Raw genomic sequence first — 13,344 nt, 5'->3', positions numbered from 1 at the left:
TCCACCCTTTCTATCGGTGGACACCCTTTGCCTCAATCTCGTTAGCCAGAAAAGGTGCCTAGAAATGCGCGCTTACAGTTCATCGACGACGACGACATCCCGTTCTGAGCGGGACGCTCGGAGCCCGGCGGCGCAAGCCGCCGGGTTTTCCCCATGTTCGCACCGGAACGCGCCCGTCACCTTTCCCCCCGTCCATGAAGACATGTCGAGCGGATCGACCGCTCGGCATGTCTGATGAAAGGGGGGCAAGCCGCCCCTCTCAAACACTCCCCATGAAGGGGCAGGGCAGTGCCCCGCCCCCTCAAACTCCCCCACCCATGGAGGGGAAACCCCCTCCAAACCTCCCCCTGTCGGCGGCGCCGAATATTGTCGCGGCCCCTGGTCGGGGCCGCGGGCTCTTCTCTCTCTGACTTCGGATCATGCACCAGCCACTCCGGCGTCAAGGACATCGCGGTCCCCCCAATTTTCAGTCGCCGCCCATAGGGCGCCGCCAGAAAATCGGCTTCCCCGCTCGCCGCCGTTGGCGGTCGCTTCGCGATCCCTGACCCCTCGCGGCTACAGTGCAGGCTCCTTCCGTCAGAGAGCGAAAGGAGACATGACATGAATAATCACAAGATCATCAGCATCGACGGTGGCAGCGCAGCTTACTGGCGCGAGCGCAAGCATGCCTTCCGCCTCATCCGAGAGGCCGAACTGGCGGCGGAGGAACTGGCAGATGCGCCGATGTATCTGCACGGCGGCTACGATGAGGACGGCGATGTGATCCCCATCGAAAACCTCGGACCCTACGATGACATGGAGGACGCGATCCGGGCCATCGAGGCGAACCCGGCGGCGGTGAGCATCCTCGTCGCGCAGGGGCGCACGGACATCGATGGGCACAAGGTCAAGGCAGTGATCGCCGGGTTGGAACCGGACTGGGGCCACATCGAGGACCCGGTGAGCAATCCGCTCTGGGGACCGGATACCGACTGAGCCTGCGACGAGAGGCGGCAAAGCCGCCTCTCGTCTTTGCTTCGTCGTCAGGAGCCCCGGCGGCCGGATCGACCGGCCACCAGGACTGATGAAAGGGGGGCAAGCCACCCCTCTCAAACTCTCCCCATGAAGGAAGGGGCAGGCCCCCTCCTTCAAACATCCTCCCCAAGGGAAGGGCTGAAGCCCCTCCCTTGAACCCACCCATGGGAAGGAGGCGACGGTTCCCTCGCCCTCCTTCCCAAACCCATCCTCCTCTCCCTGAGCCTGTTGAGCCACATTCCCAAGACGCAATCGGAGTAACCGCCCGGCGACCGAATCAGATGTGAGGTCGTGAGACCAAGTTTCGCCACATCAGGCGTTTTCGCGCATAAACAGATTGGCGCGCGATCATAGAACGACTAAAATAGATGGGGTATTCGGGCTGCGTTCTTGTCCACACTTTGTGGGTTCGTTATGGCGGGAAGCGAGCGCATTGCGGTCGTTTCTGCTCTGGGCGAACTGCCAAAACCGTCCGTTCATCAGCGTATCCGAAGGCGGCGCGAGAATCTTATCGACTATTCCTCGGCTCGTTCATCGAACCTCTTTCGGGCGCCCTCTATGTAGCTTTGTTGCGACCGAGCCCATGAGGCCAAGGTTAGCAGCGGTTCGTGCAACGAACTACCTTGCTCTGTCAGCTCATAATCGACACGGGGCGGGATGGTGGCGAAGGCCGTGCGGGTCACCAGACCGTCGCGCTCCAGCCCACGGAGGGTTGTCGTCAGCATTTTGTGGGACAATCCGGGGATTGACCTCTGCAAGGCATTAAACCGCATGGGCCCTCGGGACAGCGCACCCACAATCATAATCGTCCATTTGTCGCCGATGCGCTCGAAGATCTGGCCAAGCGCCTTGCAGTTGGCTTCGCCTTCCGAGGCATAGTCAACTTCGACGAGCTTAAGTTTTGATTTGACCATCATTATCTCCATTACGCACCTCGGGGTGCGTGACGTTCGAAATCGTGCGTTCTTGCGCATCGATCTGCGAACCTTCATATCGCTACGCTCTAACGGAACGTAACGGAAGGTTCAATCATGAATATCGGTGTCAGCGGTGCAAGCGGCAAGCTTGGACAAGCCATGGTCCGCGAACTTCAGGCTCGCAACAAAGGCCACAAGATCGTCGCCATTTCCCGCACCCCTAAGAACTCGGATGGTGTCGAAGGGCGCGAAGGCGACTACGACAAGCCCGGAACCCTGGCCACGGCCTATGCCGGGCTCGACAAGGTCATCCTAATTCCTACAGGAGACCTTCGCCCAGGCATGCGCGGTTCACAGAACGAAGCTGCGATCGCCGCTGCAGTTGCTGCGGGCGTGAAGCACATCGTGCTCCTGTCGGCTGCCGGCACCCGCGAGCAAGCCGAGCCCGCCATTGGTGCCAGCTACTGGCGCGGCGAACAGGCGCTGATCAAGTCGGCTCCTCAGTGGACGATTCTCCGTATGAACTACTATGCGGAAGCGCTCGCCGATGAAGCAAAGCAATCGGCAGCGTCCGGAGCCCTGACCGGCTTGGCCGAGAACAAGGTAGCGTTCGTGAGCCGCGAGGACGTCGCCGCTGCTGCTGCGGGGATCGTGCTGACCGAAGGTCATTCAGGCGCCATCTACAACGCCACCGGCGCCAAGAGCTACACCGGCGCCGAACGCGCCGGGCTCGTTTCCGAGATCCTCGGCACCCAGATCGGCTTCGCGGTGGTTCCGGTCGAAACCCTGCAGGATGGCATGGCGCAGATGGGTCTGCCGGACTTCGTGATCAACACGGTCGTCGGCATCCAGCAGGATTTCGCCGCTGGCGCCTTTGACGTAGTGACCGGTGACGTCGAGAAACTCGCCGGCCGTCCCCCGAAGGACTTGCGCGACGTGCTCGTCGCCAACCTGAAGTAGGCCAGCCATGAACATCAAGTGGGTCTACTGGATAGCCACGATCCTCCTGTCGCTCATCTATTTGGGCGGCGGTCTGATGTACCTGTTCAACATCCAGATGGTGCAAGGTCTCTTCGTCAACTTCGGCTATCCCGGCTACATCGTGCCGATCCTCGGGGTGGTGAAGCTCCTGGCCGCGGCGACGATCCTCTCGCGCTTCAACGTGGCGCTGTCGGACCTGGCTTATGCCGGCATGTTCTTCCACCTGATCCTCGCAGCCGGCGCCCATATCGGCGTCTCCGACTTCGCCGGGTTGCCGCCGTCCTTGGTGGGGCTGGTGCTGCTGGCGGTGTCGTTCCTCACCCAGAACCGTGCACGTCCCAAGCCCTCGCCTTATGGCTCGCCAGCCGTCCTGCGCGGCAGCGTCGACGCTTAATCAACGAAGATTGGATCGGGGTGCGCCCCGGTCCTTCTCCTCGAAAGGACAGGTCGTGGAACTCGGCATCTATACCTTTGGCGACATCGTGGCCGATCCTCACACCGGCAAGAAGCCGACATCCACAGAGCGCACTCGTCAGCTCATGGATATGGCCAGTCGATGTCCCGGCACGCTTCCCGCGCTCGCGAACAGTCGGTGCACACTTCGGACTGACACCCCGCAAGCAGCAATCCGGTGAGGTGGATCGCAGTGGTCGGATCTCGAGATGGGGCGATGAGATGATGCGAAGCCTCCTCTATGAGGCTGCACAAGTTCTGCTGACGCAAGTGAAACGGTGGTCGGCACTCAAGGCATGGGGCGCACAGATCTCGCGACGCCGGGGCCACAAGAAGGCAATCATCGCGCTGGCGCGCAAGATCGCCGTGATCCTCCATCGCATGTGGATCGACGGAACGGAATTCGATTGGGGCAAGCGCTCGGACGGCGCAGCCCCATCGGTATAAAGTTCGGCTAGGTGAAACTTGGCCGAGGCACTTCCCCGCGAGGGGACGGGGAACGGCGAGCGCGCAAATACGACTTGACCGCCAAGGCCGATGCCGAGGTGATGTCGCAATTTAGATTGTCCCGCCGGTTCCTCTGATCCCATCCTGTGGCGGTCTCGTACCGACCACGAAGAGAAGCATGATCCTCGCGGGCGTGCCGCTCAAACCTCGTCGTCGGGAACGACCAGATCGACGTGGCTGACACCGAGGGCTTGGGCGAGCTCATACAGCGTGATCACGGTCGGATTCCTCCGGCCGCGTTCGAGGCTGCTGAGATATTGCTGGCTGAAGCCGGAACGTACTTCGACCTCTTCCTGGGTCAGGCCCTTCTCCCGACGCAGGCGGGCGAAGTTCCGGCCGACCAGTTTGCGCATATCCATGCGCATGAAGATCGCGATTTACATACTTTGAGTTTATCAACTATAGTATGTAAATAGCCGGCTGGAGAGTGTGGGAAGCCCGCTATCCGGTTGGTCCGAATAGAGAAGTCGTAGTTCTGGAGTGCGCACAGGTCCGAATGGGAGGTGATCATGTATGATCACCGCCCGCCAATCACGGGCCGCGCGCGCGTTGCTGGGTTGGACACAGGAGACGCTCGCTGACAAGGCCCAGGTCGCATTGACCGCGCTCAAACGCCTCGAATCCCAAAGCGGGCTCGAGGTGTTCGAATCGACGCGCGATCAGGTGCGCCGCGCACTCGAAGCAGCCGGAATCGTTCTCCTGTCGACGGACAAGGGCGAAGGGGTGTTGCTCCTGCACGACAGGATCGATGCCCAAAGGTAGCGTCGGGGCTTGGGCGTTGACCTGCTCTCGTCAAAAAGAATGGCTATCTCTCACCAGAGATGGTTAACAAACACGTTACCTGATCGTGAGCGAGTGATGGGACGCGCGACGCAGACATTTCTTGATGAACCACCGTCCAGCCACACGCTGACGTCCTATGATCGCGAGCATATGAAGCTCTACATGCGGTTGCTCGATGCCGAGCGCGACGGGGCCGACTGGCGCGAGGCGGTGCGAATCCTCTTCGATCTCGATCCCGATCTCGACCCCCAGCGCTGCCGCTTCGTTCATGACGCTCATCTCGCGCGCGCGCATTGGATGACCGAACGCGGCTACCGCGAACTGGTCCGCGAAAGCCAGCAGCGACCTTCATCGTGATGCGCTGGACGCATCACCTGTTGATTCTGACCTGACTTGATCAATTCAACCCGAGCGGGAATCGTGAATCCCCAACTTTCTCGACCTTGATGTGGGAGATCGCGATGACACCCGACGCATCTACCTGGCGTTCCTCGGCGGAATACGAGCATCTGGATGCGTTGACGGCATCCGATCTGGCCTGGGAATGGCTCCGCCGCAACGATGCCTACGACGCCGATTTTGAAGCCTCAGTTGCAGGCCATGGAGATCCCGAACCGCTGACCGAACGAATCCGGCAGCGGTGGGGGCTGCGATTTCCCGGTCGACCCCCAGACCCCGCCTCCTGATGCCCCCGTCTTCTGGCTTCCGCGCGAAGACACCAGCATTATCCTGCTGGCGGAAGCCCCTTCATTGCTTGCCGATATTGTCGGACACGTTCTGCCGATCGGGCGTCCTCATTTGCGGGCAGACGATTCCGATGCCGATTTCCGGTTTGCTCTTGGAAACGGACAATACCTTCAGGTTCTCGACTGCACCGACAATGACCACACGATCGCCGTTGCCATCGTGCCGCTGGATCTCGATGGCCTTGACCACATCGAAGCTCTTCGCCGTTTCCTCAGTGCTCTGCATGGCCGGGCAATCCCACCAGACACGCGCCTGACACGGCAGCAGCGCGCCCGTTTCCGACGGATGCTTCGGGCTTTCGACGGATACAGGGCTGGCGCCACGCAGCAGGAAATCGCGCAGGTCATCTTGAAGACCAGCCCACTCGACCGTGACGAATGGCAGGCATCATCTGCCCGCCATGTCATCAAATCGCTCTTGCGCGATGCCCGTGCCATGGTCGCGGGCGGCTATCGAAAACTCCTGCGTCATCGTCGCCCACGCTAGCGCAATCCTGCGCCCAGCATGGTGGGCGATTTCGATACCCCCCAACTTCGCCCTGCACCTCGCCGGTGCTTCTTCGCCACCGTGGTCGTTGCCCGCCGCTGATCCGCAGCGGCCGTCCCAACACCATGGAGGCCCGACCCATGCCGCACGAACCCGTCGTCTTGCCGCCGCGCTTTCTGCGCACCAAGGAAGCCGCCGAGTTTCTCAGCCTCTCGGCGCGCACGCTGGAAAAGCACCGCACCTACGGGACCGGACCCGCCTATCGCAAGCTCGGCGGCCGTGTCGTCTACGCCATCGACGATCTCGAAAGCTGGGCCGATCGCGGCGCGGTGACGTCCACCTCCGATCCGCGTGGCTCCGTCCTGCCCGCCAAGCGACATGCGTCCCTTCCGTCCGGCCCGCAGGCCGGACGTTATGCGCGCTGATCGCCGCCGGTTCCCTTCATGGCGGTGCGACATCGATCTCCTTCCGAGCGCGGGCAACTCGACCTGTTCAGGGCGCTCCCCGGCGATTTCGCGCCACGAGACGCGCAGGATCTCATGGCCTATCCCTTTTTCTCCCTTTCCAAGACCCATCGCATTGCGCCGATCGATTTCTCGGCCGGTGATGTTGCGATCCGCGTCGAAGCCGTTCCCGATCATGGCATGGCGACCATCTGGGACGCCGACATCCTCATCTGGGCGGCAAGCCAGATCGTCGAGGCTCGCGACGCCGGGCTTCGCACCTCGCGGCTCATGGTCGCCACACCTTACGAAATCCTCCGCTTCATCGGGCGCGGCACCTCGGTGCGCGATTATCGGCGCCTGAAGGCCGCACTCGACCGGCTCCAGTCCACCACCGTCACCACCACGATACGCCAGCCGGCAGAAGGTCGCCGTCACCGCTTCTCCTGGATCAACGAATGGAAGGAGCGCACCGATGGCTGCGGCAAGGCCGACGGTATCGAGATGATCGTGCCGGACTGGTTCTATCAGGCGGTTGTCGATGATGCGCTCATCCTGACCATTGACCGGAACTATTTCGATCTGACCGGCGGACTCGAACGCTGGCTCTACCGGATCGTCCGCAAACATGGCGGACGCCAGCGCAGAGGCTGGCGCTTCGACTTCCGTCACCTGCACCAGAAATCCGGCAGCCTGTCGCCGTTCAAGCGCTTTGCCTTCGAGTTGCGCGACATCATCCGTCGCCAGCCGCTGCCCGGTTATGCGCTGTTCCTGGAGATCGAGATCGGCGGCCGCGCGCTGCTCGCCTTCGAGCCGGTGCCGGCCTGTGGAAAACCTGTGCAAGGCGTCGTGCCATCCGGAACCCGGAGAGGCGTGCCATCGGGAACCCGGGTCGCGTGCTATAGGGAACCGAAACCAGCCCTAACATCCGACACAGAAACACGAAATCTCGCCCTTAACTTAGAGTCTAACGTAGACGCTAACCTTGAAGAGCGCGCGCGCGATGTGGAAAACCTCATCCGCGACACCGCCAGAAGCCTCAGCATAGCTGCGAAGAAGAGCGCATGGGTCGCGCCATCCGCGCGCCAGACGGCTTCAGAAACAACCGACTCCCCTGAATCTACCGCCTCCGAGACTGCCCGAACTCCTGTCGATCCGAGGGGAGGACGCCGATGATCATCTCTCTCCTCAACCAGAAGGGCGGCGTCGGCAAGACGACGCTGGCGCTGCATCTCGCTGGAGAACTGGCGCGGGGCGGCAAGCGCGTCACCCTGATCGACGCCGATCCGCAAGGCTCTGCCCTCGACTGGTCGCAGCAACGCGCGCGTGAGGGCCTGCCGCGTGCCTTCGGCACGGTCGGCCTGGTGCGCGATACGCTGCACCGTGAGGCCCCCGAACTCGCCCGCGATGCCGATCATATCGTCATCGATGGGCCTCCGCGCGTCGCCGGCCTCATGCGCTCCGCGCTGCTCGCCGCCGATCTCGTGCTGATCCCGGTGCAGCCATCGCCGTTCGACGGCTGGGCCTCGGCCGAGATGCTCGCCCTCCTGGCGGAGGCGCGTATCTATCGCCCGCAACTCGTCGCCCGCTTCGTTCTCAACCGCTGTGGCGCCCGCACCGTCATTGCCCGCGAGACGGCCGAGACGCTGGCGGACCACGATCCTCCGCTGCTCGCCAGCACCATCGGTCAGCGCGTCGTCTTCGCCGACGCCGCGCAGTCCGGGCGGCTCGCCAGCGAGATCGACCGCCAATCTCCTGCCGCCCGTGAGATCGCCGCGCTCACCGCCGAGATCGAAGGGCTGGGCATCGGGAGGGCCGCACGATGAGCGTTCTCACCGGCGACTGCCGCGAAGAAATGCCCTGGCACGCACCCTACGACATGATCATCGCCGATCCGCCCTATGGCGACACTTCGCTCGCCTGGGATCGGCGCGTCGAGGGCTGGGTCGCGCTGGCGCGCGCCGCCCTCAGGCCGACCGGCTCGCTCTGGGTCTTCGGCTCGCTGCGCAGCTTCATGGCGACGGCCGACCGCTTCGCCGATGCCGGCTTGCGGATCGCGCAGGAGATCGTCTGGGAAAAGCAGAACGGCACCGGATTTCATGCCGACCGCTTCAAGCGGGTGCATGAGCTGGCCGTCCAGTTTTATCCGGCAGAGACCGCCTGGCGTGACATCTACAACGCCGTCCAGACCACGCCCGACGCCACCGCGCGGACGGTTCGCCGCAAGCAACGTCCTCCCCATACCGGCCAGATCGACGCTGGCCATTATGTCAGCCATGACGGTGGGCCGCGCCTCATGCGGTCGGTCATCTACCTGCGCAACTGCCACGGCCGCGCGATCCATCCGACCGAGAAACCGTCGGCGCTGCTGGAAATCCTGATCCGCACGAGTTGCCCGGAAGGCGGGCTGGTCGGCGATTGGTTCGCGGGCTCTGGTGCGGCCGGGGAAGCCTGCCGGCTTTCCGGCCGGCGCTATCTCGGCTGCGAGATCGACCCCGACATGGCCGAGCGGGCGCGGGCGCGCATCGCCGCCGTGCTGCCGTTCCATGACGGAGCTTCGTCATGACGGAGCGCAACGGGAAGCGCGGCTTTGCCGCCCGTCCGGTCGATCCCGATGGTTGGATCCGGGCCGGTGACACGCCGCCGGAACGCAGCGGCGATGCCGCGGTCTATTCCGCCCGCCTGACGATCGACATCACGCCCGAGCTTCGCGGGCGGATCAAGATCGCTGCGATCAGGCGCGGCGGCACCGTCACCGACATGCTGCGCGAATTGCTCGCGCGCGAATTTCCCGACACATCAGGAGAGCGCTCATGATCGGCGCCGCAGCCCATGAAGATGATCTGACCCGCGTGGAGCTGACGTGGGTGGAAAAGAAGATCGAATACTGGATCAGGTTCGGCCACGAGGCGGGAACACAGATTCTCGACCGCAACCGCCGCATCGTTTCCTTCCGTCCCGGCGCCGTCTTCGCATTCGTCCGCTGGGCGGCGAACGACTACGGCACCGTGATCTCGCGGATCGACATCGTGCGAACCGTCGCGCCCGGCTGCGCCTATCAGACGCTGCCCTTCGTGCGCCCCGGCGGCGAAATCCTGCTGAAGGTCGAAAGCTGGCCGAAGGTCGAGGACGTGCTCCGCCATGTCGACGGCATCGAGACGCTCGGCGTCGATCCCGCCGAGGCCGATCCCGATCACTGGCGCCATGTCGCCCACTGGATGAACGCAGGCGAGATCCCGCGTCCCTACACGACCAAGCGCCATCTGGCATGGCTCCGGCGCCGGGAGATCGGGGAATGAACCGCTCCGGCTATGTCATCGTGACGGCCGCGGCCACGCTCGGCATCGCCATTGCCGGACTTGTTCCGACCGCGCCAAGGCTGGTCTGGAACGCATCGGCCAGCGTGCCGGTCGGCTTCTACACGGTATCCCCGGCAGAACGGATCGAGGTGCCGGATCTCGTCGCCGTCATGCCGCCCGAACCGTTCGCCTCCTTCATGGTCGAACGCGGCTATGTCGGCCGTGACGTGCCAATCCTGAAGCACGTCGTCGGTCTGCCGGGTCAGCGGGTGTGCCGCGACGGCCGAGCCATCACGGTGGACGACGTTCCGCTCGGCGAGGCCCGCGACCGCGACAGCCGTGGCCGCGACCTGCCGGTCTGGCGGGGCTGCCGGGTGATCGCCGACGGCGAACTTTTCCTCATGAACCTCGAAGCTGCCGACAGCCTCGACGGCCGCTACTTCGGCCCGTTCTCCGCCGCGGCGGTGATCGGCCGGGCCACCCCGCTTTTCACCGACGAGGATGGCGACGGCCGCTTCGTCTGGCGCGCGCCGATGCGGTGACGGCGCGTCCATAGCGGGGCGTGCGAACGGCCCGCGTCTTCTCCACCGCGTAGGAAAGGAACCTTCAATGCCACAGATCGGGCAATTCACCCGCACCCCGTCCGGCTATTCCGGGCGTGTGCGCACGCTCTCGCTCGACGTCGAACTGACATTCGTTCCCACCGAGAACACGGATGCCGAGAACGCGCCCGCCTATCGCATTCACCTCGGAGATGATAACGGGCCGGAAGTCGGCGCGGGCTGGAAACACTCCGGCGAACGCGCGGGTACCTTCATCTCCGTGCTCCTCGATGATCCCGTCTTCGAGCAGCCGATCCGCGCCCGCCTGTTCCAGTCGGACGAAGACGGCCGCGACTGGGGCCTGCACTGGACCCGCCAGAAGAAGCGCGACGACCAGGAATGATCATGAACACTTCCTGTCCTCGCCCCGCCACCGGGAGATGCGGCGTCCATCGCCGCATTCTCCTCCTTCTTCTTTCCGGCCTCTTCAGCTCAGCAATCGCGACGTCGCCCGCTCTGGCGCAGACCGCCGTGCCGGATCGCGGGGGCGCCGCGCATCCGCACGCCGCGCATATCACTGAGGCATCGCAGCGTTTCGGCATCCCGGCGATATGGATCGCCGCAGTCATGCGGGCGGAAAGCGCGGGCGATGTGCGCGCCGTTTCCTCGGCGGGCGCAATGGGCCTGATGCAGGTCATGCCCGATACCTGGGCGGAACTGCGCATCCGCTATCGCTTAGGTCGCGACCCCTATGATCCGCGCGACAACATCCTCGCGGGCACGGCCTATCTGCGCGAGATGTGGGACCGCTACGGCAATGTCGCCGCGATGCTGGCGGCCTACAATGCCGGTCCCGGCCGCTACGACCAATACCGCCTGGCAGATCGTCCGCTGCCGGCCGAGACGCGCGCCTATGTCGCTTCGCTTGCGCCGGCTCTGCTCGGCGAAGCGCCTTCGGGCTCCGCTTCCGTTGCGCCCTGGCCGCTCGACTGGCGTGAGGCGGCGATCTTTGTGGTCCGCGAAAATGATGCTTCCGCCGCCGATCCGGCGTTGCCCGATCGCGCGCCGAATGACGTCCCTTCGCCCCTTCCGGCGACACCCGACGCCCTCACGGCCTTGCAGCCGGAGGGCCTCTTCGTCGCCCGCAATGCCGGTGGGGACCGGCCATGAGCGGCTCCGCGGTTTCTCGCACTGCATCGGGCTCCGGCGCATCATGGAGGGTGCGGGCGGTGGCGGCAGGCACCACGACCGAAGGATGGCGAGATAAAAGGCCGCACGGTGCGGCTGTGGCGGGCGGTTGTTTTTGTTCAGGTTTCCGGCGCGTCCCGCACCGTGCGGCGCTGGCGCGCACCGTGCGCTGCGCGCTCCTCTTCCTGATTTTCCTTGATGATTTGCACCGTGCGGGGGCGCCCCATGTCCGATGACAACGAGTTCCGCATCCGTCCGGGCCGTATCCGCTCGACCCGCGCGCAACAGGCGAGGCCCTTTGTCGCCCAGGCGCTCGCCGCCGCCCAGAAAGCCGGCGGACGCGTCTCGCGCTCCGGCAAGATCACCTCGGGCAACCGCTCACGCTTCGGGCGCGGTCAGCGCGCCAGCATCCAGGCCAACCGGCTTCTCACCGGACGCTCGCGCATCGCCGTCATCAAGACCCGCGTGGTTCGCCAAACGGCACGCTCGGCTCCGCTCGGCGCACACCTTAATTATCTGCGCCGCGATGGCGTGACCCGCGACGGGGAAAAGGCGCGGATGTTCGGCCCGGAAAGGGACGACATGGATGTCGGCGCTTTCGCGGAAAAGTGCCAGGACGACAGGCATCATTTCCGCTTCATCGTCTCGCCCGAAGACGCGGTGGACATGGCCAATCTGAAGGATCACGCCCGCGAGCTGATGGGGCAGATGGAGAAGGATCTCGGCACGCGCCTCGATTGGGTCGCCGTCGATCACTGGAACACCGACAATCCCCATATCCATATCATCCTGCGCGGCCGCACCGACGATGGCCAGGACCTGGTGATTTCCCGCGACTACATCAAGGAGGGCATGCGCGCCCGTGCGCAGGATCTGGTCACGCAGGAACTCGGGCCCCGCACCGATCTGGAGATCCACCGCAATCTGGAGCGGCAGGTCGAGGCGGAACGCTGGACGCAGCTCGACCGGCAGCTTGTGCGCGACGCCGGCAAGTCCGGCATCATCGACCTTGCCCCGCTTCCCGACCGCCAGCCGGACGAGTTTCATACTCTGAAGGTGGGGCGGCTGCGAACCCTTGAAATCCGCGGTCTTGCCGAAGAGATCGGCCTCTCGCAATGGTTCATCAAGCCCGAAGCCGAAGCGGTCCTGCGTGAACTGGGCGAGCGCGGCGACATCATCAAGCGCATGCACCGTGCCCTGACCGAACGCGGCATCGAACGCGGCTCGGCCAGCTATGTCCTCGCCGGCGAAAGCCTTGACGTTCCCGTCATCGGCCGCCTGGTCGAGCGCGGCCTCGACGACGAGTTGAAGGGCACCGCTTATGCCGTGGTCGACGGCACCGACGGGCGGACCCATCACATCAAGCTGCCGCATCTCGACGCCGCCGGCGACAGTCCGCCCGGTTCCATCGTCGAGTTGCGATCCTGGGAGGACCCGCAGGGGCAGCGCCGCGTCGCGCTCGCCGTCCGCGCCGATCTCGATCTTGGTGCGCAAGTCGGCGCCTCGGGCGCGACCTGGCTCGACCGGCAGGCCATCGCCCGCGATCCGATCGCGCTGTCGGACAGCGGTTTCGGCGCTGAGGTCCGTCAGGCTCTGGACGAACGCGCTGAACATCTGATCGGCGAGGGCTTTGCCGAGCGGCAGGGCGGTCGCGTCGTCTTCGCGCGCCGGCTGCTCAGCACCTTGCGCCAACGCGAACTCGACAACCTCGGCGAGAAGCTCGCAACCGAGACCGGCATGTCCTTCGAGCGCGCAGCCAGCGGCGAATATGTCGCCGGCTCCTATCGCCAGCGTTTCGCGCTCGCCTCCGGCCGCTTCGCCATGATCGACGACGGCCTCGGCTTCCAGCTCGTGCCCTGGTCGCCCTCTCTCGAAAAACAGATCGGCCGTCACGTCTCCGGCGTAGCCCGCGATGATGGCGGCGTAGATTGGGACTTCGGGCGCAAGCGCTCCCTCGGCCTTTAGCCTCAACCAGAAAGGACCA

General features: G+C 64.4%; 19 protein-coding genes and 1 pseudogene. 18 read left to right on the top strand and 2 right to left on the bottom strand.

What is annotated here, in order from left to right; genetic code table 11:
* Positions 1-600: 600 nt before the first annotated feature.
* A complete protein-coding gene (locus KWJ32_RS22765) occupies positions 601-975 on the top strand; it encodes a hypothetical protein (RefSeq protein WP_037094024.1) in 375 nt (124 codons plus the stop codon).
* A gap of 554 nt (positions 976-1,529) precedes the next feature.
* On the opposite strand, the gene KWJ32_RS22760 is transcribed toward KWJ32_RS22765, so the two are convergent.
* Positions 1,530-1,928, bottom strand: a complete 399-nt coding sequence (locus KWJ32_RS22760) for a helix-turn-helix domain-containing protein (RefSeq protein ID WP_151691280.1) — start codon at positions 1,926-1,928, stop codon at positions 1,530-1,532.
* A 117-nt stretch (positions 1,929-2,045) separates the two neighbouring features.
* On the opposite strand from KWJ32_RS22760, the gene KWJ32_RS22755 reads away from it, so the two are divergent.
* The 3 genes and pseudogenes from KWJ32_RS22755 to KWJ32_RS22745 form a co-directional block, all read left to right on the top strand.
* Positions 2,046-2,891 (top strand): SDR family oxidoreductase, encoded by an 846-nt coding sequence (locus KWJ32_RS22755; protein ID WP_037092225.1) that lies wholly within the window; start codon positions 2,046-2,048, stop codon positions 2,889-2,891.
* A 7-nt stretch (positions 2,892-2,898) separates the two neighbouring features.
* On the top strand, positions 2,899-3,306 hold the full coding sequence (locus tag KWJ32_RS22750) for a DoxX family protein (RefSeq protein WP_037092224.1): 408 nt from the start codon (positions 2,899-2,901) through the stop codon (positions 3,304-3,306).
* Between the two features lie 158 nt (positions 3,307-3,464).
* Positions 3,465-3,812 (top strand): annotated as a pseudogene (locus KWJ32_RS22745) (transposase); the annotation flags it as partial.
* Positions 3,813-4,012: 200 nt separating this feature from the next.
* Here the strand turns inward: KWJ32_RS22745 and KWJ32_RS22740 are convergent.
* Positions 4,013-4,231, bottom strand: a complete 219-nt coding sequence (locus tag KWJ32_RS22740) for a helix-turn-helix transcriptional regulator (RefSeq protein ID WP_037092238.1) — start codon at positions 4,229-4,231, stop codon at positions 4,013-4,015.
* A gap of 154 nt (positions 4,232-4,385) precedes the next feature.
* Here KWJ32_RS22740 and KWJ32_RS22735 point away from each other — a divergent pair, with 154 nt between their 5' ends.
* The 14 genes from KWJ32_RS22735 to KWJ32_RS22670 all read left to right on the top strand — a co-directional run bounded on the left by KWJ32_RS22735 (position 4,386) and on the right by KWJ32_RS22670 (position 13,325).
* Positions 4,386-4,634, top strand: coding sequence for an XRE family transcriptional regulator (locus KWJ32_RS22735; protein ID WP_037092223.1), 249 nt, complete (start codon positions 4,386-4,388; stop codon positions 4,632-4,634).
* A gap of 39 nt (positions 4,635-4,673) precedes the next feature.
* Complete coding sequence (locus tag KWJ32_RS22730) at positions 4,674-5,012, top strand: DUF2285 domain-containing protein (RefSeq protein WP_343052554.1); 339 nt, start codon at positions 4,674-4,676, stop codon at positions 5,010-5,012.
* Positions 5,013-5,116: 104 nt separating this feature from the next.
* On the top strand, positions 5,117-5,341 hold the full coding sequence (locus KWJ32_RS22725; RefSeq protein ID WP_122521536.1) for a DUF6499 domain-containing protein: 225 nt from the start codon (positions 5,117-5,119) through the stop codon (positions 5,339-5,341).
* A 64-nt stretch (positions 5,342-5,405) separates the two neighbouring features.
* Positions 5,406-5,888, top strand: a complete 483-nt coding sequence (locus KWJ32_RS22720; protein ID WP_231771509.1) for a DUF2285 domain-containing protein — start codon at positions 5,406-5,408, stop codon at positions 5,886-5,888.
* A gap of 140 nt (positions 5,889-6,028) precedes the next feature.
* On the top strand, positions 6,029-6,313 hold the full coding sequence (locus KWJ32_RS22715) for a helix-turn-helix domain-containing protein (RefSeq protein WP_037092220.1): 285 nt from the start codon (positions 6,029-6,031) through the stop codon (positions 6,311-6,313).
* Positions 6,314-6,331: 18 nt separating this feature from the next.
* A complete protein-coding gene (locus KWJ32_RS22710) occupies positions 6,332-7,507 on the top strand; it encodes a replication initiator protein A (RefSeq protein WP_151609597.1) in 1,176 nt (391 codons plus the stop codon).
* Entirely contained in the window at positions 7,504-8,157 is a 654-nt protein-coding gene (gene parA, locus KWJ32_RS22705) for a ParA family partition ATPase (RefSeq protein WP_037092218.1), read from the top strand. The genes KWJ32_RS22710 and parA overlap by 4 nt, the downstream gene beginning before the upstream one ends.
* Positions 8,154-8,897: a site-specific DNA-methyltransferase gene (locus tag KWJ32_RS22700; RefSeq protein WP_151609595.1), complete on the top strand. Its 744-nt coding sequence runs from the start codon at positions 8,154-8,156 to the stop codon at positions 8,895-8,897. Before parA ends, KWJ32_RS22700 begins: the two co-directional genes overlap by 4 nt.
* Entirely contained in the window at positions 8,894-9,148 is a 255-nt protein-coding gene (locus tag KWJ32_RS22695; protein ID WP_037092216.1) for a hypothetical protein, read from the top strand. The genes KWJ32_RS22700 and KWJ32_RS22695 overlap by 4 nt, the downstream gene beginning before the upstream one ends.
* Positions 9,145-9,630 (top strand): DUF2840 domain-containing protein, encoded by a 486-nt coding sequence (locus tag KWJ32_RS22690; protein ID WP_037092215.1) that lies wholly within the window; start codon positions 9,145-9,147, stop codon positions 9,628-9,630. Before KWJ32_RS22695 ends, KWJ32_RS22690 begins: the two co-directional genes overlap by 4 nt.
* Positions 9,627-10,172 carry a S26 family signal peptidase gene (locus KWJ32_RS22685; RefSeq protein WP_037092214.1) on the top strand — a complete coding sequence of 182 codons (546 nt, stop codon included), beginning with the start codon at positions 9,627-9,629 and terminating at the stop codon, positions 10,170-10,172. Before KWJ32_RS22690 ends, KWJ32_RS22685 begins: the two co-directional genes overlap by 4 nt.
* A gap of 67 nt (positions 10,173-10,239) precedes the next feature.
* On the top strand, positions 10,240-10,575 hold the full coding sequence (locus KWJ32_RS22680) for a DUF736 domain-containing protein (RefSeq protein ID WP_037092213.1): 336 nt from the start codon (positions 10,240-10,242) through the stop codon (positions 10,573-10,575).
* A gap of 2 nt (positions 10,576-10,577) precedes the next feature.
* Positions 10,578-11,342: a lytic transglycosylase domain-containing protein gene (locus KWJ32_RS22675; RefSeq protein ID WP_210251061.1), complete on the top strand. Its 765-nt coding sequence runs from the start codon at positions 10,578-10,580 to the stop codon at positions 11,340-11,342.
* A gap of 243 nt (positions 11,343-11,585) precedes the next feature.
* Entirely contained in the window at positions 11,586-13,325 is a 1,740-nt protein-coding gene (locus tag KWJ32_RS22670; protein WP_037092212.1) for a VirD2 family relaxase/mobilization nuclease, read from the top strand.
* Positions 13,326-13,344: the final 19 nt, after the last annotated feature.

Origin of the sequence: Ochrobactrum sp. BTU2 (assembly GCF_024539785.1) — a bacterium.
Classification (GTDB): domain Bacteria; phylum Pseudomonadota; class Alphaproteobacteria; order Rhizobiales; family Rhizobiaceae; genus Brucella; species Brucella anthropi.
Note: the sequence above shows the minus strand (reverse complement) of the source record. Positions and strands in the feature narration are given on the sequence as shown.